The organism is Orlajensenia flava (genome assembly GCF_004801905.1).
GTDB lineage: Bacteria > Actinomycetota > Actinomycetes > Actinomycetales > Microbacteriaceae > Orlajensenia > Orlajensenia flava.
On record NZ_SSSN01000011.1, the window covers coordinates 1 to 21,999 of the forward strand.

At 67.3% G+C, this 21,999-nt stretch carries 24 protein-coding genes; 13 read left to right on the top strand and 11 right to left on the bottom strand.

Going from position 1 to position 21,999, the window contains the following annotated elements; genetic code table 11:
* The 4 genes from E6C70_RS13335 to E6C70_RS13350 form a co-directional block, all read left to right on the top strand.
* A partial coding sequence (locus E6C70_RS13335) for a helix-turn-helix domain-containing protein (protein ID WP_136425050.1) occupies positions 1 to 1,922 on the top strand: 1,922 nt, incomplete at its 5' end.
* A 111-nt stretch (positions 1,923 to 2,033) separates the two neighbouring features.
* Positions 2,034 to 2,834 (top strand): alpha/beta hydrolase, encoded by an 801-nt coding sequence (locus E6C70_RS13340; protein ID WP_136425051.1) that lies wholly within the window; start codon positions 2,034 to 2,036, stop codon positions 2,832 to 2,834.
* A 36-nt stretch (positions 2,835 to 2,870) separates the two neighbouring features.
* Positions 2,871 to 3,866: an NADP-dependent oxidoreductase gene (locus E6C70_RS13345; protein WP_136425141.1), complete on the top strand. Its 996-nt coding sequence runs from the start codon at positions 2,871 to 2,873 to the stop codon at positions 3,864 to 3,866.
* Positions 3,863 to 4,117, top strand: a complete 255-nt coding sequence (locus tag E6C70_RS13350; protein ID WP_136425052.1) for a hexameric tyrosine-coordinated heme protein — start codon at positions 3,863 to 3,865, stop codon at positions 4,115 to 4,117. The genes E6C70_RS13345 and E6C70_RS13350 overlap by 4 nt, the downstream gene beginning before the upstream one ends.
* Before the next feature lie 79 nt (positions 4,118 to 4,196).
* Here E6C70_RS13350 and E6C70_RS13355 read toward each other — a convergent pair whose 3' ends face one another.
* On the bottom strand, positions 4,197 to 4,979 hold the full coding sequence (locus E6C70_RS13355) for an EI24 domain-containing protein (protein ID WP_235833471.1): 783 nt from the start codon (positions 4,977 to 4,979) through the stop codon (positions 4,197 to 4,199).
* A gap of 26 nt (positions 4,980 to 5,005) precedes the next feature.
* Here E6C70_RS13355 and E6C70_RS13360 point away from each other — a divergent pair, with 26 nt between their 5' ends.
* On the top strand, positions 5,006 to 5,584 hold the full coding sequence (locus E6C70_RS13360) for a nuclear transport factor 2 family protein (RefSeq protein WP_207670141.1): 579 nt from the start codon (positions 5,006 to 5,008) through the stop codon (positions 5,582 to 5,584).
* Positions 5,585 to 5,604: 20 nt separating this feature from the next.
* On the opposite strand, the gene gad is transcribed toward E6C70_RS13360, so the two are convergent.
* The 5 genes from gad to E6C70_RS13385 are packed head-to-tail and all read right to left on the bottom strand — an operon-like array spanning position 5,605 to position 8,627.
* Positions 5,605 to 6,978 carry a glutamate decarboxylase gene (gene gad, locus E6C70_RS13365; protein ID WP_136425053.1) on the bottom strand — a complete coding sequence of 458 codons (1,374 nt, stop codon included), beginning with the start codon at positions 6,976 to 6,978 and terminating at the stop codon, positions 5,605 to 5,607.
* On the bottom strand, positions 6,975 to 7,367 hold the full coding sequence (locus E6C70_RS13370; RefSeq protein ID WP_136425054.1) for an NIPSNAP family protein: 393 nt from the start codon (positions 7,365 to 7,367) through the stop codon (positions 6,975 to 6,977). The genes gad and E6C70_RS13370 overlap by 4 nt, the downstream gene beginning before the upstream one ends.
* Positions 7,364 to 7,672 (bottom strand): DUF1905 domain-containing protein, encoded by a 309-nt coding sequence (locus E6C70_RS13375; protein WP_136425055.1) that lies wholly within the window; start codon positions 7,670 to 7,672, stop codon positions 7,364 to 7,366. Before E6C70_RS13375 ends, E6C70_RS13370 begins: the two co-directional genes overlap by 4 nt.
* Positions 7,673 to 7,681: 9 nt before the next feature.
* Positions 7,682 to 8,167, bottom strand: a complete 486-nt coding sequence (locus tag E6C70_RS13380) for a nitroreductase family deazaflavin-dependent oxidoreductase (RefSeq protein WP_207670142.1) — start codon at positions 8,165 to 8,167, stop codon at positions 7,682 to 7,684.
* A gap of 7 nt (positions 8,168 to 8,174) precedes the next feature.
* On the bottom strand, positions 8,175 to 8,627 hold the full coding sequence (locus E6C70_RS13385) for a VOC family protein (protein WP_207670143.1): 453 nt from the start codon (positions 8,625 to 8,627) through the stop codon (positions 8,175 to 8,177).
* 86 nt (positions 8,628 to 8,713) lie between these two features.
* Here E6C70_RS13385 and E6C70_RS13390 point away from each other — a divergent pair, with 86 nt between their 5' ends.
* On the top strand, positions 8,714 to 9,247 hold the full coding sequence (locus E6C70_RS13390; RefSeq protein ID WP_136425056.1) for a dihydrofolate reductase family protein: 534 nt from the start codon (positions 8,714 to 8,716) through the stop codon (positions 9,245 to 9,247).
* A gap of 17 nt (positions 9,248 to 9,264) precedes the next feature.
* Here E6C70_RS13390 and E6C70_RS13395 read toward each other — a convergent pair whose 3' ends face one another.
* Positions 9,265 to 9,585: a hypothetical protein gene (locus E6C70_RS13395; RefSeq protein ID WP_136425057.1), complete on the bottom strand. Its 321-nt coding sequence runs from the start codon at positions 9,583 to 9,585 to the stop codon at positions 9,265 to 9,267.
* A 310-nt stretch (positions 9,586 to 9,895) separates the two neighbouring features.
* Between E6C70_RS13395 and E6C70_RS13400 the strand changes: the two genes are divergently transcribed.
* Both E6C70_RS13400 and E6C70_RS13405 read left to right on the top strand, forming a co-directional pair.
* Entirely contained in the window at positions 9,896 to 12,460 is a 2,565-nt protein-coding gene (locus E6C70_RS13400) for an ATP-dependent Clp protease ATP-binding subunit (protein WP_136425058.1), read from the top strand.
* Between the two features lie 49 nt (positions 12,461 to 12,509).
* A complete protein-coding gene (locus tag E6C70_RS13405; protein ID WP_136425059.1) occupies positions 12,510 to 12,932 on the top strand; it encodes an HNH endonuclease signature motif containing protein in 423 nt (140 codons plus the stop codon).
* 6 nt (positions 12,933 to 12,938) lie between these two features.
* Here E6C70_RS13405 and E6C70_RS13410 read toward each other — a convergent pair whose 3' ends face one another.
* Positions 12,939 to 13,652: an endonuclease/exonuclease/phosphatase family protein gene (locus E6C70_RS13410; protein ID WP_136425060.1), complete on the bottom strand. Its 714-nt coding sequence runs from the start codon at positions 13,650 to 13,652 to the stop codon at positions 12,939 to 12,941.
* A gap of 63 nt (positions 13,653 to 13,715) precedes the next feature.
* A complete protein-coding gene (locus E6C70_RS13415; RefSeq protein ID WP_168770960.1) occupies positions 13,716 to 14,948 on the bottom strand; it encodes an ROK family protein in 1,233 nt (410 codons plus the stop codon).
* Between the two features lie 114 nt (positions 14,949 to 15,062).
* Between E6C70_RS13415 and E6C70_RS13420 the strand changes: the two genes are divergently transcribed.
* The 4 genes from E6C70_RS13420 to E6C70_RS13435 are packed head-to-tail and all read left to right on the top strand — an operon-like array spanning position 15,063 to position 20,012.
* A complete protein-coding gene (locus E6C70_RS13420; RefSeq protein ID WP_136425062.1) occupies positions 15,063 to 16,337 on the top strand; it encodes an ABC transporter substrate-binding protein in 1,275 nt (424 codons plus the stop codon).
* Positions 16,338 to 16,365: 28 nt separating this feature from the next.
* Positions 16,366 to 17,331: a carbohydrate ABC transporter permease gene (locus E6C70_RS13425; protein ID WP_136425063.1), complete on the top strand. Its 966-nt coding sequence runs from the start codon at positions 16,366 to 16,368 to the stop codon at positions 17,329 to 17,331.
* On the top strand, positions 17,328 to 18,245 hold the full coding sequence (locus E6C70_RS13430; protein WP_136425064.1) for a carbohydrate ABC transporter permease: 918 nt from the start codon (positions 17,328 to 17,330) through the stop codon (positions 18,243 to 18,245). Before E6C70_RS13425 ends, E6C70_RS13430 begins: the two co-directional genes overlap by 4 nt.
* A 42-nt stretch (positions 18,246 to 18,287) precedes the next feature.
* Positions 18,288 to 20,012 (top strand): glycoside hydrolase family 13 protein, encoded by a 1,725-nt coding sequence (locus tag E6C70_RS13435; RefSeq protein ID WP_136425065.1) that lies wholly within the window; start codon positions 18,288 to 18,290, stop codon positions 20,010 to 20,012.
* Between the two features lie 3 nt (positions 20,013 to 20,015).
* Here the strand turns inward: E6C70_RS13435 and E6C70_RS13440 are convergent, their stop codons facing one another.
* Positions 20,016 to 21,035: a prenyltransferase/squalene oxidase repeat-containing protein gene (locus E6C70_RS13440; protein WP_235833473.1), complete on the bottom strand. Its 1,020-nt coding sequence runs from the start codon at positions 21,033 to 21,035 to the stop codon at positions 20,016 to 20,018.
* A 27-nt stretch (positions 21,036 to 21,062) separates the two neighbouring features.
* On the bottom strand, positions 21,063 to 21,380 hold the full coding sequence (locus tag E6C70_RS13445) for a hypothetical protein (RefSeq protein ID WP_136425067.1): 318 nt from the start codon (positions 21,378 to 21,380) through the stop codon (positions 21,063 to 21,065).
* Between the two features lie 93 nt (positions 21,381 to 21,473).
* Between E6C70_RS13445 and E6C70_RS13450 the strand changes: the two genes are divergently transcribed.
* Positions 21,474 to 21,902, top strand: a complete 429-nt coding sequence (locus E6C70_RS13450) for a VOC family protein (RefSeq protein ID WP_136425068.1) — start codon at positions 21,474 to 21,476, stop codon at positions 21,900 to 21,902.
* The last annotated feature ends 97 nt before the right edge of the window (positions 21,903 to 21,999 follow it).

Below are 21,999 nucleotides of genomic sequence, written 5' to 3' on the forward strand. Positions count from 1 at the left end.
AAGAGGCCGTCGCTCTGGGCCTGCTGGTGAGAGATTCGAGTGGCATCGGTCACCGGTTCCGGCATCCGCTGGTTCGATCAGCCATCGTGCAGGGGTCGACGGCCTCCGAACGCCGCGCCGCGCATGCGGATCTCGCCGCGGTCTCCGCCGCGTATCCGGAACGGCAAGCCTGGCATCTCGCCGCAGCAGCGACGGAACCGGATGAGGGCATTGCACTCGCGCTCGTCGGCGCGGCTCGACTGGTGACCCTGCGAGGAGGAGCGAGTTCAGCCGTGTCGGCTCTGACTCGGGCCGCAGAGTTGAGCCCGAACATCAAGGATCGATCTCGACGACTCGCCGATGCCGCCTACATCGCCGGCCAGAGCGCCCAGCTCGAGGTATCGGCGCGGCTTCTCGAGGAGTCACGCCGCGGCCCTGTCGACGATGTGGACCCGTATGCGACCACGGTGTCGGAGATGTATATCCTGTTGTATCGCAACGGCGAGGTGAATGACGCCCACCGTGGGCTCCTGAAGGTGCTGCGAACCGCACCGACCGACGCCGCCTCTCCGGAGGCGTTGCAACGTGCCCTGAACGTGCTGATCACCTTCAGCCTGTTCTCGGGTGATGCCCGGGTGTGGGCCTCGACCGACGCTGAACTCGAGCGGTTCGGCTCTCGAGTCGACCCCATCTCGCATGTGCTCCGGGACGCCTGGGGCGATGTTGCGCGCGCGGGTCATTCGGTTCGTTCCCGGTTGGCAGAGAATTTCGACGACGTCGAAGCCAACCGCGAACCGTGGACTGCCGTGCGGTATGCGGTGGCAGCGTTCTATGTGGACGCCGTCGCTGACTACCGGCATTACGTGCACAGAATCGTGGACCAGGAAGGTGCCACAGGCGCTATCACGAACATGATGGTCGGGCTCGAAGTGTTGGCGCTCGACTATATCGCGATGGGCGAGCTCGACTCGGCCGATGCCACGGCACTCCAAGGCCGGGAGCTCGCAGAGGCTCACGGATATGCGCTCTTCGCCCATCAGTTCATGGGGTATCTGGGTATGACGGCAGCTCTTCGGGGGCACACGGGAGAAGCCGAACGGTATCGAGCGGCCGTCGATCGGTGGGGGCGGGAGCGCGCCGTCGGTCTGCTCGTTCAATACGCGTCGCTGATCGGTACCGTGAGCGCTCTCGGCCGAGGCGATTGGGAGGGCGCCTATCGCCATGCGTCGTCGGTCACCACGCCCGGAACATTCTCGCCGCACAGCGAGCAAGCACCCCGGATGGTGCTCGATCTCGTCGAAGCCGCGGTGTTCTCAGGGCGGAAGGATCAGGCGCGCGCCCACGCGCTCGCCGCCCGCGACGCCGGATTCGAGTCGATCTCCGCCCGCTACAAGCTCATGACACTGGCTGCTCTCGCGATCACCTCCGAGAACGCGGACCCGACGGATGACGGCGTGGGTCGTCAGGCTCCGGAAACGCCTCGCAGCCTGTATCGACGGGCGCTCGCCGTCGATGGCGCCTCCGAGTTCGCCTTCGATCACGCTCGTGTGCGTCTCGATTACGGAGCGTGGCTCCGGCGCAATCGAGAGCTGACGCTCGCCCGGGACGAACTGGGCCAGGCGTTGACGGCTTTCGAGCAGATCGGCGCGATGCCGTGGGCGGAGCGCGCTCGTCAAGAACTCCGCGCGGCCGGTGTGGCGGCCACCCAGGTTCCACAGACTGACTCACACCGACCCGTGTCCCGGCTCAGTCCGCAGGAGACCGAGATCGCCGAGCTTGCCGCGCAGGGCCTGACGAACAAGCAGATCGGTGCCCAACTGTTTCTCTCGGCACGAACCGTCGGCTCCCATCTGTACAAGATCTTTCCCAAACTCGGGATCTCCAGCCGATCCTCACTCGGTCGCGCCCTCGAGGATGTCCGACCTGAGAGCCACAACGACTGAGACACCGGCGCAGTCACTGACCAGTCGGATGACTGATTCGACGCCGATGACGGTGCGGGCAGTGTTGAAGAACGTCCAACCGGACGTGTAGATCACATCAGGGAGCTCGTCATGTCAGATTCACGCACACCCGTCGTCTTCATCCACGGCCTCTGGCTGCACTCCAGCTCATGGCAGCCGTGGGTGGAGCTGTTCCACGAGAACGGCTACGAACCGATCACACCCGGGTGGCCGGGCGAGGCGACGACCGTCGAAGAATCGCGTGCCGCCCCTGACGCCGTCGCGGACAAGAGTCTCACCGAGGTCGTCGACTACATGAAGACCGTCGTCGCCGGCCTGGAGCGTGAACCGATCATCATCGGACACTCCTTCGGCGGTCTGATCACCGAGCTCCTCATGGGCGAGGGTCTCGGCGTCGCTGGTGTCGCGATCGACCCCGCCCAGATCAAGGGCGTGTTGCCGCTCCCCCTCGCACAGCTGCGCGCCGGGTTCCCCGGCCTCGGCAATCCGGCGAATATCCACAAGGCAGTGTCGTTGACGAGTGAGCAATTCCGGTTCGGATTCGGCAATGCGATCAGTCAGGAGGAATCCGACGCCCTCTACAACGCGTGGAACATCCCCTCGCCGGCGAAGCCACTGTTCGAAGTCGCCGCGGGAAACTTCAACCCGCACGCCGCGAACAAGGCCGACACACGCAACGAAGGGCGCGGGCCGTTGCTTCTGATCGCGGGAGGCAAGGATCACACCGCTCCCGAGGTGACCACGAAGGCGGCATTCAATCTGTATCGGCACTCGACCGCCGTCACCGAGTTCACGGACTTCGAAGACAGGGGCCACTCACTCGCCATCGACGCCGGGTGGAGAGACGTCGCCGACAGTGTTCTGGCCTGGCTCAAGGCGCAGGGCCTGTAGCAACCACTCGAACGGGACGGAATTGCTGTGAACACCATGAAAGCACTACGAGCCCACCATCGTGGTGGCGCTGAGACGCTGGTCTACGAGGACGCTCCCGTGCCCGTTCCGGGGGCTGGGGAAGTGCTCGTCAAGGTCCACGCGGCTGGGATCACCTTCACCGAACTCGGTTGGGATGAGACGTGGCGCACGGCGGACGGCGCCGATCGCACACCGATCATTCCCGCTCACGAGGTTTCAGGGGTCGTGGAGGACGTGGGCGACGACGTCTCACGTTTCGCCCGAGGCGACGAGGTCTACGGCCGCATCGGCTTCAACCGGAACGGCGCCGCTGCAGAGTATGTGGCGACTCCAGCCTCAGACCTCGCGCTCCGCCCCCTGTCGGTCAGCCATCTCGAGAGCGCGACTCTCCCACTGGCGGCGCTGACAGCTTGGCAGGCTCTCTTCGATCACGCTCACCTTCAGCCCCACGAACACGTGCTCGTGCTCGGTGGTGCGGGCGGCGTCGGATCTTTCGCGGTGCAACTGGCGAAGCATCATCGCGCACACGTGACCGCGACCGCCGGCGCGGGAGCCCTCGAGTTCGTTTCGGGTCTGGGTGCCGATGTCGTCGTGAACTACGAGACACTGACCGAGGCAAGCGCTCGTATTCAGGCTGACGTCGTGATCGATGCCGTGGGCGGCCCCGCTACGGCGGAGGCGATCGGCATGGTCAGGCCCGGAGGCCGATTCGTGACACTGAGCCAACCCGTCGACCAGAAGCTGCTCGCCGGGCGCGACATCACGGGCTCCTTCTTCGTCGTCGAGGCCAACCCGGACGAGCTCGCGGGAATCGCTGGGCTCGTCGACCGAGGAGACCTGCGCACCACCGTGGCGCAGGTGTTCCCTCTCGCCGATGGCCGCGCGGCCTTCGAGGACGGACCGAAGTCGCGAAGACCGGGAAAAACAGTTCTGCAGGTACTGCCGGCCCGGAAGGGGCCAACCACCACACCGGGACACATCGCCCCGCCACGAGAAGGAGAACAGAAATGAACAGAGTCCCAGATTCAGAGCTCGTGCTCGTACCCGGCGGCACGCTCATCACGGCCACTCCCGACGACGGTCGAGCCCTCGCCATCACCATGGCCAGACACAGCATCCACAACATCCAACCGGACCTCGACATCCTGAAGGGCGGCCGGCCGAACTACTCGACGAACCCCGACAGCCTCGTCGCGGTCAGCCAGGTCATCGCCATCGAATTTCAGACCATCGCCGCCGCGAACGGCTATTGGCGCGGCTGACCGGCCCAACCGCGAGGCGAGGCGTGCCGACCCGGCCGCCTCGCCCGTCGGGGTAACGGCGTCGCCGTGGCCCCCGTACTCAGACCGCGGAGTTCACTTGGCTGCTGGTGTGGCCGACCGCTGGGGCGCCGGATGCGGCAGCGTCCAAGGCGGAACGCGCCAAGAGTGTCGAACCGGCGACGGCCGCCGGCATCGTGATGATCGCTCCGAGGGGAATCAGGAAGAGCAGCTGGGTCGCGATGCCGAAGCCGAGCGCCCGAGATCGCTGCGGCCGCATGAGCGCCCGGCGCCCGGCGGAGTCGATGCCTCTCGCCTCGAAGGCTCGCGAGGTCAGCTCTCGCGCGAGCAGCCGCCCAGAGAGGACGACGCCGAGCACCGGCCCGAGGATGGCGCCGACCACGGGGATGAACCCGACGACCGTGACGACGACGGCCGTGACGATGCCGAGTGCGATCAGCACGGCTCCATCGCGGGCGGCCCGCCAGAAGCCGGCACCGTCATCAGGAACCTCCCCACCGAGGTCGAGTTCGACCGCGCGCCAGATGCGTTCGTAGAACGGGTCGCCGATCGCGAGGGTGAGCGCGGTGAAGGTGAGCACGGCGAGCACGGCGGCTCCTCCGAAGACGACGACGTCGATGGTGAGGCGCAGGGCGCTCGCCCACTGCTCGTCCCAGCTGTCGGCGAACGGCGTCGCCCAGTGCACGAAGCCATCGAGGGTGAAACCGAGACCGACGAGCGCAGCGACGATGACGACGAACGCGATCACCGCGGGAACCAGGCCCAGGAGCATGACGCCCGGTCGACGTCGCCAGTACCCGAAGCCGCGGAACAGCAGGCCGATGCCGGACAGGAAACCGCTCACGACGTCGACTCGACCATCGTCGGCCGATGAGGTCCGGCGTGCAGGCCTCCGGTGTCGGGCTCGCCATCGTCCATGTGCACCATCGTAGGAGAGGCCACCGCTGCGTCGGGCAGACCTTGACGGCGGCGGTCGTTCACACGAAGCTGGGCCTGTCCACCATCCGCAGAGACGCGGGATGCCGCGCGAAGGGCAGGCTCATGGCGACCGGCAGCGACACGACAGGCGGCACCACCGGCGACGACACGACCGGCGCGACATCCGCCGAGGAGATCGCCCGCGCATTCTCGAGCCATCGCTTCGAGGCCGCGCTGTCGCACTTCGCCGACGACGTCATCTGGACGCTCGTGGGCGCGAGCGATCCGGTGGTCGGACGTGACGCGGTCAGGACGGTCTGCGCGAGCACGGCGAAGGATCTCGCGAACGCGACCACGGAGTTCCAGCGATTCCGCACCGTCGTCGGCGAGGACAGCGTGGCGGTCGACAGTCTCGCCCGATACACGGACCCGTCGGGAAAGGTGTCCGTCGTGGCATCGTGCGACATCTACGACTTCGCCGAGGGGCTCGTCACCGAGATCGTCTCGTACACCGTCGAGGTGTTCGAGTGAGCCGAGGCCGCGTCATCCGTTCAGTGGTGGAAGCCTGAGCGGTTCGCGTCGTCGGGCAGGGGCGAGTCGAGCCGATCGAGGTACCTCACCTGGGTGCGTATCTCGGCCAGCAGCTTCTCGGCGAGGTCGATGCTGAGCCCGATGCGCACCACGATGCGCTGCACGGTGACGTCGGCCAGGTCGTCGGGCATGGCGTATGCGGGAACGAGCCAACCGTGCATCCGCAATCGATCCTGCAGGTCGTAGAGGGTCCAGTTCTTCGTGTGACCCGCTTTCAGCCGCCACGCGAACACGGGGATGTCGCTGCCGTCGTTCCACAGGTCGAATGCGTCCATCGCGTCGATGCCGTGCGCGAGGTGCAGCGCCACCCGCTGCGACTCGCGCTGCACCGCCGTATAGCCCGCATGGCCGAGACGCAGGAACTGGTAGTACTGCAGCAGCACCTGAGCGCCGGGGCGCGAGAAGTTGAGCGCGAACGTCGGCATCTCGCCGCCGAGGTAGCTGACGGTGAAGATGAGGTCGTCGGGCAGCAGCGAGGCATTGCGCCACACCACCCACCCGAGACCCGGGTAGACGAGACCGTACTTGTGCCCCGAGGTGTTGATGGAATGCACCCGCGGAAGGCGGAAGTCCCACGCCAGATCGGGTTGCAGGAACGGTGCCACCATCGCCCCCGATGCTCCGTCGACGTGGATCGGAACATCGAGGCCGGTCTTCTGGTGGATGTCGTCGAGCGCCGCGGAGATGGCTGCGACCGGCTCGTACATGCCGGTATAGGTGACACCCATGATGGCGACGACGCCGATGGTGCGCTCGTCGATGTGCGACGCGAGATCGTGGCCGTCGAGGGTGGGATGCTCCTCGGAGATCGGCACGAAGCGCGGCTCGACGTCGAAGTAGTTGCAGAACTTCTCCCAGCACACCTGGACGGCGCTTGACATCACCAGGTTCGGCCGCTCGGTGTCGAGGCCCGCTGCTGTGCGAGCGTGCTGCCAGCGGCGCTTCAACGCGAGGCCGCCGAGCATGCACGCCTCGCTCGAGCCGATCGTGGAGGTGCCGATCGCGGCAGCGGCATCCGGAGCGTTCCACAGGTCCGCGAGGATGCGCCAACAGGTCTCCTCGATGGCGGCTGTCTGCGGGTACTCGTCCTTGTCGACGATGTTCTTGTCGAACGCGTCGCTGTAGAGGGCGCGGGCCTCGGGCTCCATCCAGGTGCCGACGAAGGTGGCGAGGTTCAGCCGAGCGTTGCCGTCGAGCATGATCTCGTCGCGGACGAGTTGCTCAGCGGTGCGAGGGAGGGACGGATGCTCGGGCAGCCGCTTGTAGGCACGGATGCGCTCCTCGAGTGGCCGATCGAAAATGGGGGTGACCTCGCTGGGCTCGTCCGACGTCATGATGCGGCCCCGTCGCGGTCGACCTCGACGTCGCGGTCGACCTCGCCGTCGTCGTCCACCTCGACGCCGCGGTCGACCTCGCCGTCCTCGAGGAGCGGCCGCATGAAAGTGCGTTCGTAGCGCAGGACACAGCCGCTCTCATCGCGAATGCGGTCGGCCTCGATGAACTCGGGATCGACGCCGAAGAGTGCGCGATATCGCTCGTACTCGGCCAAGGAGGGGAACGAGAACAACGCGAGCGCCTGGTCGCTGGCCCCTTCACCCGGAAGGAAGTAGCCGTGGTGTGTTCCGCCATGCGACCGGACGAGTCGCATCCAGGCCCGCGCGAAGCGCTCGAACGTCGCGATCTGGCCGGCGTCGATGGTGTACGACACCACACAGGTGATCATGAGCCCGACGATAGTCCGTGGGGCGCCACCATGACCCTCACCGTCACCACGTCGTCCACATCGATGCCCTCGGCTTCGCGTACCCACGCCTTGACGGGCACGATGTAGCCGCCGTCCTTCGGCCAGAGCGCGGTCGGCCATTCGCTCGCTCCGATGCGCACGGTGGCGGGGATCATCCCCCATCCGTAGCTCACGGCCGGCGAGATGGCCGCCAGGCCGTCGGATGCGCCATCGGGCACCGTGACGAAGTGCCAGGGCGCCGGGCCGCGCCAGAACCACACGGTGCCGGTGAACGCGAGATCCATGCGGTGTTCCTAGACGTTCCGAGGAGCGGGCCCCGGCCCGCCGAGCGAGCCCGAGCCGTCGACGGCCGTCAGCTCGAACACCGGATGCCGGTCCGCCTCGGCTGCGAACGCCTCCGCCGGGTCAGCCACTCCCGCGGCGAAGTACGGCAGGACGATCGGGACCACCGCGACGTATCGCTTGAGCACGGGGCCCACCTCATCCGGCCTCGCCTCACGGGTGGTGAACCGCCGTATGGTGCGTCCTCGGGAGAGCGTGATGTCGCCGGCAGCACGCACATTGCGCACCCAGGCGACGGTTCCGTAGGGGGAGACCAGCCAGATCGACCCGCCCTGCTCGATCGGGGTGACGGGGAGAGAGCGCGGCTCGCCACTCGTGCGTCCGCGCACGGTCAGCACGACCACGTGAGGGACGAGACCGATGCGCACGAGCCCGCGCATCACGGCGTTGGCCGCGTTCATGACCCTCGACGGCTTGTATTGCTTCGGCTCACTCATCCTCGCGTCACCCCTCCGGTCCGCCGATCTGCTCAGCCAGGGCGACGATGATGCCCGCTGGCCCGCGCAGATAACAGAGCCGATACTGGTCCTCGTATCGGGCGATCTCGTCCAGGAGCTCGGCGCCATGCGACTCCAGGCGGGCCACGGTCTCGTCGATGTCGTCGACGGCGAACATCACGCGATGAAGACCGAGCGTGTTCGGCGCCGGGTTCTGGGGCGTCGCGGCGATCGCCTCGGGGAAATCGTTTCGGGTGAGCTCCAACCGGCCGGGTCCGTCGGCGATGCGCATCATCGCGATCTCGCTGCGCACTCCGTCGATGCCGACGGTCCGGTCCGCGAAGGCACCCTCGACGTGAGACCGGCCCTCCAACTCCATGCCGAGCTCGGTGAAGAACGCGATCGCCGCGTCGAGGTCGTCGACAACGATGGCGATATTGTCCAGGCGCAGAACGGTCATGCCCTCGAGACTATGGGCGTGGTATCCGGGTGTCGACTGCTTCGACGACCGTGACATCCGGCGGCGATGAGAGGAGTCTGGTGGGCATGGGAACAGTGAAGATCTCGTTCGACATGACCCTCGACGGCGTGTTCGATCAGATGGACAAGTGGTTCGATCCCGGCGACCCGGGCCTGCAGCGCGCCTCCGACGAGCTCGTCTTCGGCGCCGACGCGGTGCTGATCGGTCGGGAGACCTACGAGTTCTTCCGCGAGTACTGGCCGACGCAGACGGATGATCGCGGCTTCGCCGCGCACTACAACGCCCTGCCGAAGTACGTCGCCTCGCGAACGCTGTCGGGCCCGCTCGACTGGAACGCGACGCTCATCGACGGGGACGTGGCCGATGCGGTACGCGGACTGCGCGACCGGTACGGGTCGCTCATCTCGCATGGTTATGGCGAACTGGCTGCGACGCTCATGGATGCGGGGCTGGTCGATGAGGTGCGCGCCGGCATCCATCCGTTCCTCATCGGCGACGCGGAGGTTCGGCTGACGACGCCGCATCCGGTCGGCCTGAGACTGCTCGGCGTGGAGAGCTACGACTCGGGCGTCATCGCCGCACGCTACGCGCCGAGGTAGCGAGTTCGATCGTCCGCTCAGGCCTGCGACCGCTTCGTCTGCGGGGCGCGGATGCTGCCGGGTAGGAATGGTAGCGCCGGTGCTCGATAGACGAGTGCCGGGGCCTGGTGTGGTTCGACGGCCCGTTCGGCTCGGCCGAAGCGCCACATCCGGTTGAAGAGGAACACGGCCAGCGTGACCGTCTCATCCGCCGGGACCTGCCACGTGCCGACTCCCCACTGCGCCGGATGACCGCGCCCGTCGACCACGACGGTCGGCTTGATGCCCCAGTACAGCGCGAACCACGGCTTGTGAAGGGTGAGGTCGACGCGTCGGGTCGCGCGGTCGTCGGTACTCAACGGATCTTGCCGTGGGTCGCGTCCGTGTGCACGGCCCGATTCTAAGCGTGGAGTCGGCCGCGGATGGGGGATGCCGCAGACCGCTGGACAGTTGTTGTCGTTCGCGCCGCCCGAACAGGACATCTAGCGCCCAACGGTTCGCGAGCCCGGCCATCCGCTGGGCAGTTGTTGCCCTCCCAGCGTGCGAACCGGACATCTAGTGCCCAACGGATCGTCGACTTCGGACGAGGCCGCCCTACCCGGGAATACGAACGCGGCGCCCGCGTTGGACTTGAGTGCAACACACTCAAGTTTCAACCAGGAGGCGTTCGTGCCCGAAGACTTCACCCCCGAGAACGGCAACTCGTTCGACGATTTCCTCGCCCGCTACATGGCCGGCGAGCGTGCCCGCGAGGCGCGGTCGATCGACCTCAGCCGGTTCCTCAGCGCGCGCACCCAGGAGATCCTGCAGCGCGCCGGCCGGTTCGCCCTCGAGCGCGGCCAGAACGAGCTGGATGCACTGCATATCCTGCGCGTGATCATCGACGAGGATGCGGCGAAGGACGCCGTCCGTCGTCTCGGCGTCGACCCCGCCGCCATCGCCCTCGCCGTGGACCGGCGGCTTCCGCAGGCATCGGGCGAGGCATCCGTCAACGCGGCCAACATCACCTCGTCGGCCCAGCGCGCGCTGTTCCACGCCTACCAGGTGGCGCGCGCGAGCGGATCGACCTACATCGACCCCGAGCACCTCTTCTTCGCGCTCGTGCTCAACCAGGATTCCCCCGCCGGACAGGTGCTCGCGACTGCGGGCGTCACGGCGGATGCTCTGACGCAGGGCATGCGCGAGGCCGCGGAGGGCGACGGGTCCTCCTACGGCGCTGAGTCGCAGGCGGCGGAGGAGGAGTCAGACACCCCGATGCTCGACCGTTTCGGCACCGACCTCACGGCTCTCGCGCGCGACGGTGAGCTCGACCCGGTCGTCGGCCGACTCGACGAGATCGAGCAGACCATCGAGATCCTCGCTCGGCGCACCAAGAACAACCCGGTTCTCGTCGGCGAGGCCGGAGTCGGCAAGACGGCGATTGTGGAGGGGCTCGCCCGCGCGATCGTCGACGGATCCGTCCCCGAGCAGTTGCGCGACAAGCGCGTGCTCTCACTCGACCTTCCCGCCATGCTCGCCGGCACCCGGTACCGCGGCGACTTCGAGGAGCGCCTCACGAAGACGATGGACGAGATCTCCGCCCACAAGGGTGAGTTGATCGTGTTCGTCGACGAGGTGCACACCGTGGTCGGCGCCGGAGGGGCCGGAGATGGCGGGATGGATGCCGGCAACATCCTCAAGCCCCGCCTCGCTCGCGGCGACCTGCACCTCGTCGGGGCGACGACGCTCAAGGAGTACCGCACCATCGAGAAGGACCCGGCCCTCGAGCGCCGCTTCCAGCCGGTGCGCGTCGGCGAGCCCTCCATCGAGGACGCCGTGCTGATCCTGCACGGCCTGCGCAGTGCCTACGAGGAGCACCACGGAGTCACCTACACGGATGCCGCGCTGCGTGCATCCGTCGAACTCTCGGCGCGCTATCTCGCCGATCGGGTACTTCCCGACAAGGCCATCGACCTCATCGACCAGGCCGGTGCGCGGCTTCGCCTGAAGCTCGGCGCGAAGGTCGACGTAAGCGCGCTCATCGAGCAGCTCGCGTCGCTCGAGGCGGACAAGAACGCTGCCGTAAGTGCTGAGCACTACGAAGAGGCTTCGCGGCTGCGCGACGAGATCTCGAAGGTGCAGGCGCGCTTGGACGAGGCGTCGGCCACCGGTCGCGCCGCGGCATCCGTTCCAGCGGCCGTGATCGACGAGGGCGAGATCGCCGCGGTGATCTCGCGGGCGACCGGCATCCCCGTGAACCGGCTCACCGAAGGAGAGCGCGAGCGCCTCGCCGTGCTCGAGGACGAGCTGCACGGTCGCGTGATCGGGCAGGATGACGCGGTGACCGCTGTCGCCAAGGCCGTGCGCCGCAATCGCACCGGCATGGGAGACGGCAACCGCCCCGTCGGCTCGTTCCTGTTCCTCGGACCGACCGGAGTCGGCAAGACCGAGCTGGCCAAGGCGCTGGCGGGGTCGCTGTTCGACGACGAGAGCGCCGTCATCCGCTTCGATATGAGCGAGTTCGGCGAGCGGCACACGGTGTCGCGTCTCGTCGGATCGCCTCCCGGATACGTCGGTTACGACGAGGCCGGGCAGCTCACGGAGCGCGTGCGGCGCAACCCGTACTCGATCGTGCTGTTCGACGAGATCGAGAAGGCGCACCCCGACGTGTTCAACCTGCTGCTGCAGGTGCTCGACGACGGACGCCTCACCGACGGTCAGGGTCGCACGGTCGACTTCCGCAACGCGGTGATCGTGATGACCTCGAACATCGGCTCGGAGTTCCTGGCCTCGCGGTCGGGCGCGCTCGGCTTCATCGCGGAGACGGATGGCGACACCACCGGCTTCGGATCGGAGAAGGCCCTGCGCGATCGAGTGATGGGCCGGCTGCGTGAGGCGATGCGACCGGAGTTCCTCAACCGCATCGACGAGATCGTGCTGTTCAGCAAGCTCGACAAGCCGCAGTTGGCCCGCATCGTGCGCCTCATGCTCGGGGCCACCACGGCGCGGCTCGCCATCCGCGAGGTGTCGATCGAGGTGACGGATGCCGCCGTAGAGTGGCTCGCCGAGCACGGCTACGAGCCGCTCTACGGCGCTCGTCCGCTGCGCCGGCTGATCCAGCGCGAGGTCGACGATCGCGTCGCCGACCTGTTCGTGAGCGGTGCGGTGACGGATGGCGGCGCAGTGCGTGTCGACGCACGTGACGGCGCGATCGTCGTCGAGTCCGCTTCGGTCGACCTGGCGCAGGCCGCCTGATCGGCTCTTCGAGAACGCCCGGCTCCTGTGGGGACCGGGCGTTCTCGCTGTGTCACTTCCCACCGACGCCGTGGATCACGTGTCGTGCGCCAACGGCATCCAGCGCGTGGTCATCCGTCACGACGGCAAGATCATGTCGCTCGGCACTACCGAGCGCACCTTCAATCGGGGCCAGCGCCGAGCGATCATCGCCCGGGACGGGGGCTGCATCATCTGCGGCGAGGCGGCATGGGCCTGCGAGGTCCACCATCACATCGGGTGGGCGCGAGACAGACGCACTCACGTCGACAATGGCGTGCTGCTGTGCTGGTTTCATCACCGCACGATCGACACCTCGGGGTGGCGCATCCGCATGGTGGAGGGATGCCCGCAGGTCATGCCACCGCCGTGGCTCGGACCGCAGGTGTGGATGCCCACTCGCGGCTCCGCCACCCGACGGATCGCAGCCCTCGCGGAGAGGCTGCGGCAGTGAGGGGTGTCAGGCGATCTCGTCGATCTGATGGGTTTCACCCGCAACGGCGCCAGTTGAATAGCTCGCGTCGACAAGGATCGGCAGATGGTCCGACGAACCCCGGGGAAGCGTCTCGACGCTGTCGATGTCGAGTCCCACCGAAGTGGCCAGATCGAAGTGCCCGCGGAACACCTTGTAGCGCGTGTACGTGCGGCTGTCGCTCAGCGTGAGCTCGTATCCCACCTCGCGCACCTTCTCAGCCAGGTTGTCCTTGAAGATCGGGTAGTTGTAGTCGCCGACCATGAGGGTCGGCAGGCCCGGCCCGAGCAGCTGGAGCTCGCCGAGGGCCGCCTTGATCTGGTGGCGACGCAACGAGTTGAGAGCGGTGAGAGGGGCGGCGTGGAAGGAGGCGACGACGAGTTCCCGGTCGGCATGACGATCAAGGAGGCGAACACCGACGAGACGCTCATGGGCGGGCTTGGCCACTCGATCGTGGAGGGACTTTTTCAGTGCGATGGCACGGACATCCCGCAGCTCGTAGCTGTCGGCTCGGTAGTACACGGCGAGACCGAGACGGTTGGCCGTCGTCGACCGGGCGAGCTCCAGCCGTCCGAAGTGCCGTGGCAGATCAGCCGTGTCGATCTCCTGAACGCAGATCAGATCGGGCGAGTAGCGCTCGTCGAGTTCGACGAGTTCACCGACGGCCCGGTGCTTGCGGAGGTTGTAACTGATCACCTTCATCGCGCCAAGCTTATGCAGAACGAGCGAGGCCATCGTTCTCGTTGCGTGAACACTGTGCGGACGCTAAGCCACCCGGACGACTCCACCGCGGAGGTCGAGGGCGTTCTCGCGTACGAGGGCCAGGGCGTGTTCGACCGCCCCGATACGCACCGCATCCTGCTTCAACGACGACGCGAGCAGCTGCGGAACGGTCGGATCGTCGCTCGAGGCCAGGATCACCGCGGCACGGTCTATGACGTCGGGAAGAGTCTCCGCCACGGCGCCGCCGACGACGATGCGGTCGACATCCAGCAGATCTCCGAGCACGAGGCAGATGCGCGCGAGTCGGTCAGCGAGGCGGTCGATGATGCGTGTGGCCACGGCATCACCGGCATGCGCGGCCGTGGCGACATCGTTCTCGTCGGGCGACTCGTGATGAGCGAGCGCGCCACCCTCGCCGGCCGCGACGGCCTCCGCAGCCCACTGCCGGGCGAGGAGTGCCAAGCCGTCGGCCGAACGCACGCCCTCGACGTGGTCGAGGAAGCGCATCTCGCCGGCGCCGCCCCGCCGACCCCGGATGAGCCTTCGGTCCACCATCAACCCCGCTCCGATGCCTTCGCCGACCAGGAGGGCGATGAACGAGTCGACGTCATGGCCGAGCCCGGTCAGCGCCGCCTGTTCCGCGATCGCGGCGAGGTTGGCGTCGTTCTCGATCGCCACGATCGGGGCGACTCCGGCGACGGCCTCGGCGAGGCGAGGGTTCATGATGCGCCAGAAGCCGGTCTCGTCCTCGGGCGAGAATCCCGCGGAGTCCACAGGGGCGGGCACGGCTATCGACACCGCCAGCACGTCGCGATCCGTTGCGCCCGACCGCGCGATGACGTCGTCGACGAGACGTCGGGCGAGCGCGCGACGTTCTTCCGCATCCGCCGCCCCGTCGCCGAGCGGAGGGAAACGCGCCGGAATCCGCATCGAGCTCTCGGCGACCACCCGACCGCGCAGGTCGGCTGACACCGCCGACATCCGATCGAAGCCGGCGTCGAGGCCGACCACGATCCCGGCACGGTCACGGAGCGCGTAGCGGCGAGCCGGGCGGCCCTTCGCGTAGTCGCCGGCCGCGCGCGCATCGCTGAGCTCCTCGAGCCAGCCGTCACGGACGAGGGCATCGCACACGTCGATCACGGTGGTGCGCGTCAGGCCGACGCCGGTCATCGCATCCGACGCGGTGAAAGCACTCGTCTCCCACGCATACGCCAGCATGCGCCGGGCGTTGAGCGCGCGCAGTACCTGCGGCGACCGCGCTGCCTCGTTATCCACCAGACCCTTGACCTTTCCGCAACCCAAGAGCATTATTTACGACACGCAGTAAATATACGCTCTAAATAAACTCAGGACGGCCCACGGAGGTCCGTTCACCAGGGAGACGACGACGTGGCCCAGAGAACAGCCGGGCGCTTCCGGCGCGTACGCATCGGCATCGCCGTGGCAACCGCCGCGGCCGTGGCCCTCGCCCTCGGCGGGTGCGCCAGTGCAGCGGGTGGCCCAGCGAACATCACCTTCTTCCTCAGCAAGCCCGAGGCGATCCCGTACTTCCAGAACGTCGTGAAGGACTTCAACTCCTCGCAGACCGGAGTGCACGTCACGCTCGACTCGGCGTCGAGCCTGTCGGCGGGCTTCCTCCGCGGCAATCCGCCCGACGTCGGGCTGCTCAACTACAACATGGAGATGGCGCGGTTCCAGGAGCGCGGGGCGCTCTCGGATCTCTCCGACATGCCGGAGGCGTCGCGCATCCGTCCGGATGTCCAGGCGCTCGTCGACCAGTTGCCCTCCTACCCCGGCCGCACGAGCGTGCTGCCCTACTCGGTCGCGGCGGAGTCGGTCATCTACAACAAGAAGATCTTCGCCGACAACGACATCGCGGTGCCGACCACCTGGGACGAGCTGATCGCGGCGTGCGACAAGCTGAAGGCCGCGGGTGTCACACCGATCTACAGCACGTTCAAGGACCCGTGGACCGTCGCCCAAGGACTGTTCGACTACACCGTCGGCGGCTCGATCGACGTCGCCGGCTTCTACAAGAAGCTGAACAAGGAGGGCACTGCGGTCGGCCCGAACTCGAGCGTCTCGTTCGAGAAGACGCTGCAGAAGCCGGTCGATCGCATGAACCAGCTCGCCGCCTACTCGAACAAGGACGCGCCCAGCCGTGGCTACGGCGACGGCAACGTGGCGTTCGCCAAGGGCGAGGCGGCCATGTACATGCAGGGGCCGTGGGCACTCGGCGAGATCGCCAAGACCAATCCCGACCTCAAGCTCGGCACGTTCCCGCTGCCGATGACCAACGATCCGGGCGACCTCAAGGTGCGCGTCAACCTCGACCTGGCGCTCTGGGTGCCCGAGGCGAGCGACAACAAGCCGGCTGCGCGCCAGTTCGTCTCGTATCTGATGCAGCAGAAGGTGATGGACGCATACAACGCCGCCTATCTCGGTTTCGGCACGACGACGGATGCCGCACCGGCGACGGATGATCGCATCACCGGCATGCAGAAGTACTACGACGACGGTCGCTTCTACCAGGGAGCCTCGAAGTTCATCCAACTGAGCATCCCGACCGAGAACTACCTGCAGTCCATCGTCACGGGGGCGAACGCCGAGAAGACGCTCTCCCAACTCGACGCCGACTGGGCCAGGCTCGCCCTTCGCGGGTGACGAGACGGTTACCTGAGAGGACACCACGATGACGACAGAGACCCTTCCCTCGACGCATCCGGCCGGGCGCAGCGCGACCTCGGAGGATGGCGCGACGACCACCACAGCGCCGCCGCGGGCCGCCGCGCGCACCAGGCTGAAAACCGAGGGCATCTACCTCTGGTTCCTCGTTCCGACGCTCGTGCTGTTCACGCTGGCCATCACGGTTCCCGCGATCCTCGGAATCTTCTACAGCTTCACCAACTTCATCGGCTTCGGTGAGTGGAAGTTCATCGGGCTGACCAACTACATCGCCGTGTTCTCCGACCCGGCCGTGCTCTCGAGCTACCTGTTCACGTTCGGGTTCGCCATCGTGACGGTCATCATCGTGAACGTCATCGCATTCCTCCTGGCGGTCGGGCTGACGTCGCAGATCCGCGTGAAGACAGGGCTTCGGGCGGTCTTCGTCATCCCGATGGTCATCTCGGGCATCGTCATCGCCTACGTGTTCAACTTCCTGTTCTCGAACTCGCTGCCCGCCTTCGCCACCTCGATCGGATTCGGGCCCCTGCAGGAGTCGATCCTCGCCAACCCCGACCTGGCGTGGCTGGCGATCGTCCTCGTCGCCGCCTGGCAGTCCATTCCCGGCACCCTGCTCATCTACATCGCCGGTCTGCTCTCCATCCCCGGCGAGGTGTACGAGGCTTCAGCGATCGACGGCGCCAAGCCGCTGCGGCAGCTCTGGTCGGTCACCCTCCCGCTCGTCGCGGGCTACGTGGTGATCAACACGATCCTCGGGTTCAAGAACTTCCTGAACGTGTACGACGTGATCGTCGGACTCACCAACGGCGGCCCAGGCACGGCGACGCGCAGCATCGCCATGACGATCTTCACCGGCTTCACCGGCGGCGACTACGCGTACCAGATGGCGAACGCGACGATCTTCTTCATCATCGCCGTGCTCATCTCCGTACTTCAACTCCGGCTCACCCGCGGAAGGGCGGCAATCGCATGAGCACCCAGGCAGCAGCAAGCATCCCCCTCGGCGACGCACGACGCGTCGCTCGAGAGGCCAGCGTCACCCGCCGACGCCGTGGCCGGGTCGGTCAGGAGCGCACCAACTGGGGCACGACGATCGTCCTGTTCCTGTGCGCGCTCACGGTGCTCGTTCCGCTGTACGTGACGATCTCGATGTCGCTCAAGTCGACGGCGCAGGCGGTGGACGGCAACGCCTTCTCGCTCCCGTCTCCGATCGACTTCTCCGGGTTCTCGAAGGCGTGGGCGCTGACCAACTTCCCGGTCGCGTTCACCATCTCGATCCTCGTCACGGCGGCATCCGTCATCGGCACCGTCCTGCTGGCCGCGCTCGCGTCGTACGCCATCGCCCGCAACTGGGACCGCAAGTTCTTCCGGTACTCGTTCTTCTACCTGCTGGCCGCGATGTTCCTGCCCTTCCCCGTGGTGGCACTGCCGCAGATCCAGCTGACCGGCCTGCTCGGGCTGGCGAACCCGCTGGGCGTCATCATCCTGCACATCATGTTCCAGCTCTCTTTCAGCATCCTGCTGTTCACGGCGTTCCTCCGCTCGATTCCGCTGGAGCTCGAGGAGAGTGCGCGCATCGACGGGGCCACGACCGGCCAGACGTTCTGGCGACTGGTGTTCCCGCTGCTCGCACCGATGAGTGCGACGGTCGGCATCTTCGCCTTCCTCGCCTCGTGGAACGACTTCATGATGCCGTCGCTGATCATCGCCGACTCGAGCATGCAGACGCTGCCGGTCGTGCAGCAGATCTTCCAGACCCAGTTCAGCAACAACTACAACGTCTCGTTCGCGTCGTATCTCATGGCCATGGCGCCCGCCATCATCGCCTACCTGTTCACGCAGCGCTGGGTGATGGAGGGCGTGACGCAGGGCGCCGTCAAGGGATGAGGACCGCCGCGCGAGCACTCCACCCGTGAAAGGACGAGAACCGTGACCGACGCTCTCCTCCGAAGCGACGCAGCCAGCCCGTCCGAAGACCCGACCGGGACGGCGGGCGACGCCGAAGGCCCGTCGAGCAACGTCGCCGCTTCGTCGGACGACGCCACCTGGTGGCGGCAGGCGGTGGTCTACCAGGTCTATCCACGCAGCTTCGCGGATGCCGACGGGGACGGGATCGGCGACCTCGCCGGCATCCGTTCGCGAGTTCCGTACCTGCAGCGACTCGGCGTGGACGCCGTCTGGCTGAGCCCGTTCTATCCCTCGGCGCTGGCCGACGGCGGCTACGACGTCGACGACTACCGCGACGTCGATCCGCGTCTCGGCACGCTCGCCGACTTCGACGCGCTCGTCGACGCCCTGCACGGCGCGGGCATCCGCATCATCGTGGACATCGTGCCCAACCACACCTCGAATCGGCACGTCTGGTTCATCGAGGCCCTGGCGTCGCCGCGCGGCTCCGCCGCCCGCGACCGGTACATCTTCCGCGACGGATCGGGCGTCGACGGCCAAGAGCCGCCGGCGGACTGGACGAGCGCATTCGGGGGTCCGTCCTGGGAGCCCGTCGGCGACGGGCAGTGGTACCTGCACTATTTCGCCATCGAACAGCCCGACCTCAACTGGGACAATCGCGAGGTACGCGACGACTTCCTCGCCACGCTGAGGTTCTGGGCCGACCGGGGCGTCGACGGCTTCCGCATCGACGTCGCCCACGGCCTGGCCAAGGAGCTCGGGGAGAACCTTCCCGATCAGGCCACACTCGACTCGCTTCCCCGAGCGGGCGGACATCCGCTGTGGGATCGCGACGAGGTGCACGAGATCTACGCGGAGTGGCGCCAGGTGTTCGACAGCTACTCGCCGCCGAGGACCGCCGTGGCGGAGGCCTGGGTCGAGTCGTCCCGGCGTCCGCGGTATGCCAGTCCGCAAGGTCTCGGGCAGGCGTTCAACTTCGACCTGCTCGAGGCGTCGTTCGACGCCTCGGTGTTCCGGCGGATCGTGGAGGAGAACCTCGCGCTCGCCGCAGAGTCGGGGTCCTCGACGACGTGGGTGCTCTCGAACCACGACGTCGTGCGGCACCCGACGCGTTACGGCCTGCCCGACCCGGTCGATCCTGCCGAGAAGCGCGGGGCGGCGTGGCTGCTGTCGGGTGGCGCAGATCCCGTGCTGGACGCCGACCTCGGCCTCCGGCGTGCCCGAGCCGCCACGCTCTTCGTGCTCGGCCTGCCCGGTTCTGCCTACCTCTACCAGGGCGAGGAGTTGGGACTGCAGGAGGTGGTCGACATCGCACCCGACGAGCGGCAGGACCCCGCCTACTTCCGCAATCCCGGAGTCGATGTCGGGCGGGATGGGTGTCGGGTTCCGATTCCGTGGACCTCGGATGGCGAGTCGTTCGGATTCGGCGATGCTGCCGCGCACCTGCCGCAGCCCAGCTGGTTCGGGGAGCTCTCCGTCGCAGCAGAGGAGCGCGACGACGCGTCGACGCTGTCGATGTACCGCGCGGCACTAGCCCTCCGCCGAGAACTCGAGACGGATGAGGAGCTCGTCTGGGTCGACTCGCCCGACGCGGTGGCGCACTTCCGGCGCCCGAACGGCTGGGAGGTGGCGACCAATTTCGGCGACACCGCCTGCCCTCTACCAGCCGGTGATGTGGTCCTCAGCAGTGGCCCCCTCGAAGACGGACGACTGCCCGGAGCGACGACGGTCTGGCTGCGCGCCTGACGCTCAGCCCGCTCGGCCGTCGGCCCCCTCGTACCAGCGCAGCACGCGCAGGGCGCGCAGCGTGTTCCACGGGCTGGGTTCTCCCGCTGGAGCGTCGAGCGCGAAGAAGACGTCCCCACCGTGGGGTGTGCCCGCGAGCCAGCGACCGTCATCTGTTCGTTTCGACGTAAGGAGATCGACGGCGTCGGCGATGCGCGGGTCGGGTCGGGCGCCGATCGAGCGGAAGTAGTCGAGCGCTCGCAGGACGTCGTAGAACCAGTAGGGCGGGAACGCGAAGTCGGCATAGCGCGCGAGAATGAGCTCTCCGGTGGACCGGCGGCGGAACAGGCTCCGCTCGAGCAGGTACTCCTCGCCGCGCCGGCGAGCATCCGTAACCGCCTCGGGCGCGTGGCCGAGAGCCTGTTCGTAGGCGAGGAAGCCTTCGAGGACGCACAGCGTGGAGTCGAACGAGGAGTGCCTGGACTCCTCGATGGGCTCGCAGTTCCACCCGCCGTCGTCGAGCTGCTGATCGAGCAGCATGCCGATCATGCGGTCGCTGCCGGCGCCGAGTTCGCCGAAGTAGGCCGCCAAGGCGATGACTCCGCCGTTGACGCACTCCTCCACCTCCCCGTGGAAGTACGGCAGGTCGCCCCAGTCACGCCAGAGGACGTTCTCGCGCACGCGCGACACAGCGGAGCGCACCCGCGGGTCGGTCGGGTCGACGCCGAGACGACGGAGGCTGTGCAGCGTCCAGGTGACGCTCTTGCGGTCGCGGCCGTACTCGTCACCGCCCCAGTACCCGTCGGCATCCTGCAGGGTGAGCAGTCGGGCGCCCCACCCCTCGGTCGCGACCCGGGAACGCTCCGTTGCGACGGCCTCGGCGGGCTCGTCCTGAAGGTCGTGCATGACCTGCCATCGGATCGACGGATCGGATTCCAGCAACCACTGCGTCACGTCCACGTCGAGACCTCCTGCGATGCGTCCACCATCAGCCGAGCGGACCTCGACCGGCGCGATCCACACTCTGCCACCGTCCGCCGACATCCGTCATCGCCGGATGCCGCGGCGCCGTCACGGCGTTATCGAATCCACGAACGCGTGCGCCTCCACAGCCACGGCGCGCCAGCGCGCGCTGTCGTCGAGCGGAACCGTCGCCCACTCGCGCATCACACTGCCGCGCATGACCATGTTGCTCAACCCGAGTTGCTCGATGCGCTCAGCCGGCAGCTTCACCACAAGCGCGCCATCGGACGAGACGAAGGCGAACAGCTTGCCGCGGACCGAGTAGCTGTCCGAGCCGAACATGCGGCCGATGCCGGCGTCGCGAAGGGCGAGCAGGTCGGGTCCGATCACCTCGAGCCGCGCGAGACCCTGCTTGCGTGCGTCCATGCGGCCACCGTACGACCGCCGCCGCACGGTGGCAAGCGGAATGTCGGGCGGCATCCGGCTGTTGGATCATGTGGGACGACGAAGGGACGGCGCATGGACGCGCAGGAATCGAACGGTCGTATTCGGCAGCTGAGGCTCGTCGTGTCGGTGCCGGAGGGCGAGGACTTCGAGTCGGCGCTCGCCTTTTACCGCGACGTGCTGGGCATGCCGCAGCAGGAGGCCTACGAGGGCGAGGATGACGCCCGCGTGGTCATCCTCGGTGCCGGCCGCGCGACGTTGGAACTCTCGAACGCGGCGCAGGTGCGCTTCATCGACCGGGTCGAGGCGGATGGGGTGCCGAGCGCGACGCTGCGGGTCGCGCTCGAGGTGGACGACTCCGCATCCGTCACTGCCTCGGCCGTCGACGGCGGAGCCGATCTCATCGCCGCGCCCCGCGAGACGCCGTGGCGATCGGTGAACTCGCGACTGTCCGGTCCGGCCGGGCTGCAACTCACGCTGTTCGAGGAGCTCGACCCGCGCTGAGCACCAGCAGGCACCGGGCGTTCCCTGATCGATTGAGGATCGCTCGGTTCTAGCATGGAGATCGGTTCGAGTGGGAGACCGGTGCGACATGGCTGCA

What these genes read in the sequence shown, in the direction of transcription:
- E6C70_RS13445 (WP_136425067.1), bottom strand. Translation starts at nt 21,380, where the DNA reads ATGGACGCACGCAAGCAGGGTCTCGCGCGGCTCGAGGTGATCGGACCC.
- E6C70_RS13380 (WP_207670142.1), bottom strand. Translation starts at nt 8,167, where the DNA reads ATGAGTGAGCCGAAGCAATACAAGCCGTCGAGGGTCATGAACGCGGCC.
- E6C70_RS13370 (WP_136425054.1), bottom strand. Translation starts at nt 7,367, where the DNA reads ATGATCACCTGTGTGGTGTCGTACACCATCGACGCCGGCCAGATCGCG.
- E6C70_RS13385 (WP_207670143.1), bottom strand. Translation starts at nt 8,627, where the DNA reads ATGACCGTTCTGCGCCTGGACAATATCGCCATCGTTGTCGACGACCTC.
- E6C70_RS13440 (WP_235833473.1), bottom strand. Translation starts at nt 21,035, where the DNA reads ATGTCGGCGGACGGTGGCAGAGTGTGGATCGCGCCGGTCGAGGTCCGC.
- E6C70_RS13345 (WP_136425141.1), top strand. Translation starts at nt 2,871, where the DNA reads ATGAAAGCACTACGAGCCCACCATCGTGGTGGCGCTGAGACGCTGGTC.
- E6C70_RS13390 (WP_136425056.1), top strand. Translation starts at nt 8,714, where the DNA reads ATGGGAACAGTGAAGATCTCGTTCGACATGACCCTCGACGGCGTGTTC.
- E6C70_RS13425 (WP_136425063.1), top strand. Translation starts at nt 16,366, where the DNA reads ATGACGACAGAGACCCTTCCCTCGACGCATCCGGCCGGGCGCAGCGCG.
- E6C70_RS13375 (WP_136425055.1), bottom strand. Translation starts at nt 7,672, where the DNA reads ATGGATCTCGCGTTCACCGGCACCGTGTGGTTCTGGCGCGGCCCGGCG.
- gad (WP_136425053.1), bottom strand. Translation starts at nt 6,978, where the DNA reads ATGACGTCGGACGAGCCCAGCGAGGTCACCCCCATTTTCGATCGGCCA.
- E6C70_RS13350 (WP_136425052.1), top strand. Translation starts at nt 3,863, where the DNA reads ATGAACAGAGTCCCAGATTCAGAGCTCGTGCTCGTACCCGGCGGCACG.
- E6C70_RS13430 (WP_136425064.1), top strand. Translation starts at nt 17,328, where the DNA reads ATGAGCACCCAGGCAGCAGCAAGCATCCCCCTCGGCGACGCACGACGC.
- E6C70_RS13410 (WP_136425060.1), bottom strand. Translation starts at nt 13,652, where the DNA reads ATGAAGGTGATCAGTTACAACCTCCGCAAGCACCGGGCCGTCGGTGAA.
- E6C70_RS13360 (WP_207670141.1), top strand. Translation starts at nt 5,006, where the DNA reads ATGAGGTCCGGCGTGCAGGCCTCCGGTGTCGGGCTCGCCATCGTCCAT.
- E6C70_RS13340 (WP_136425051.1), top strand. Translation starts at nt 2,034, where the DNA reads ATGTCAGATTCACGCACACCCGTCGTCTTCATCCACGGCCTCTGGCTG.
- E6C70_RS13450 (WP_136425068.1), top strand. Translation starts at nt 21,474, where the DNA reads ATGGACGCGCAGGAATCGAACGGTCGTATTCGGCAGCTGAGGCTCGTC.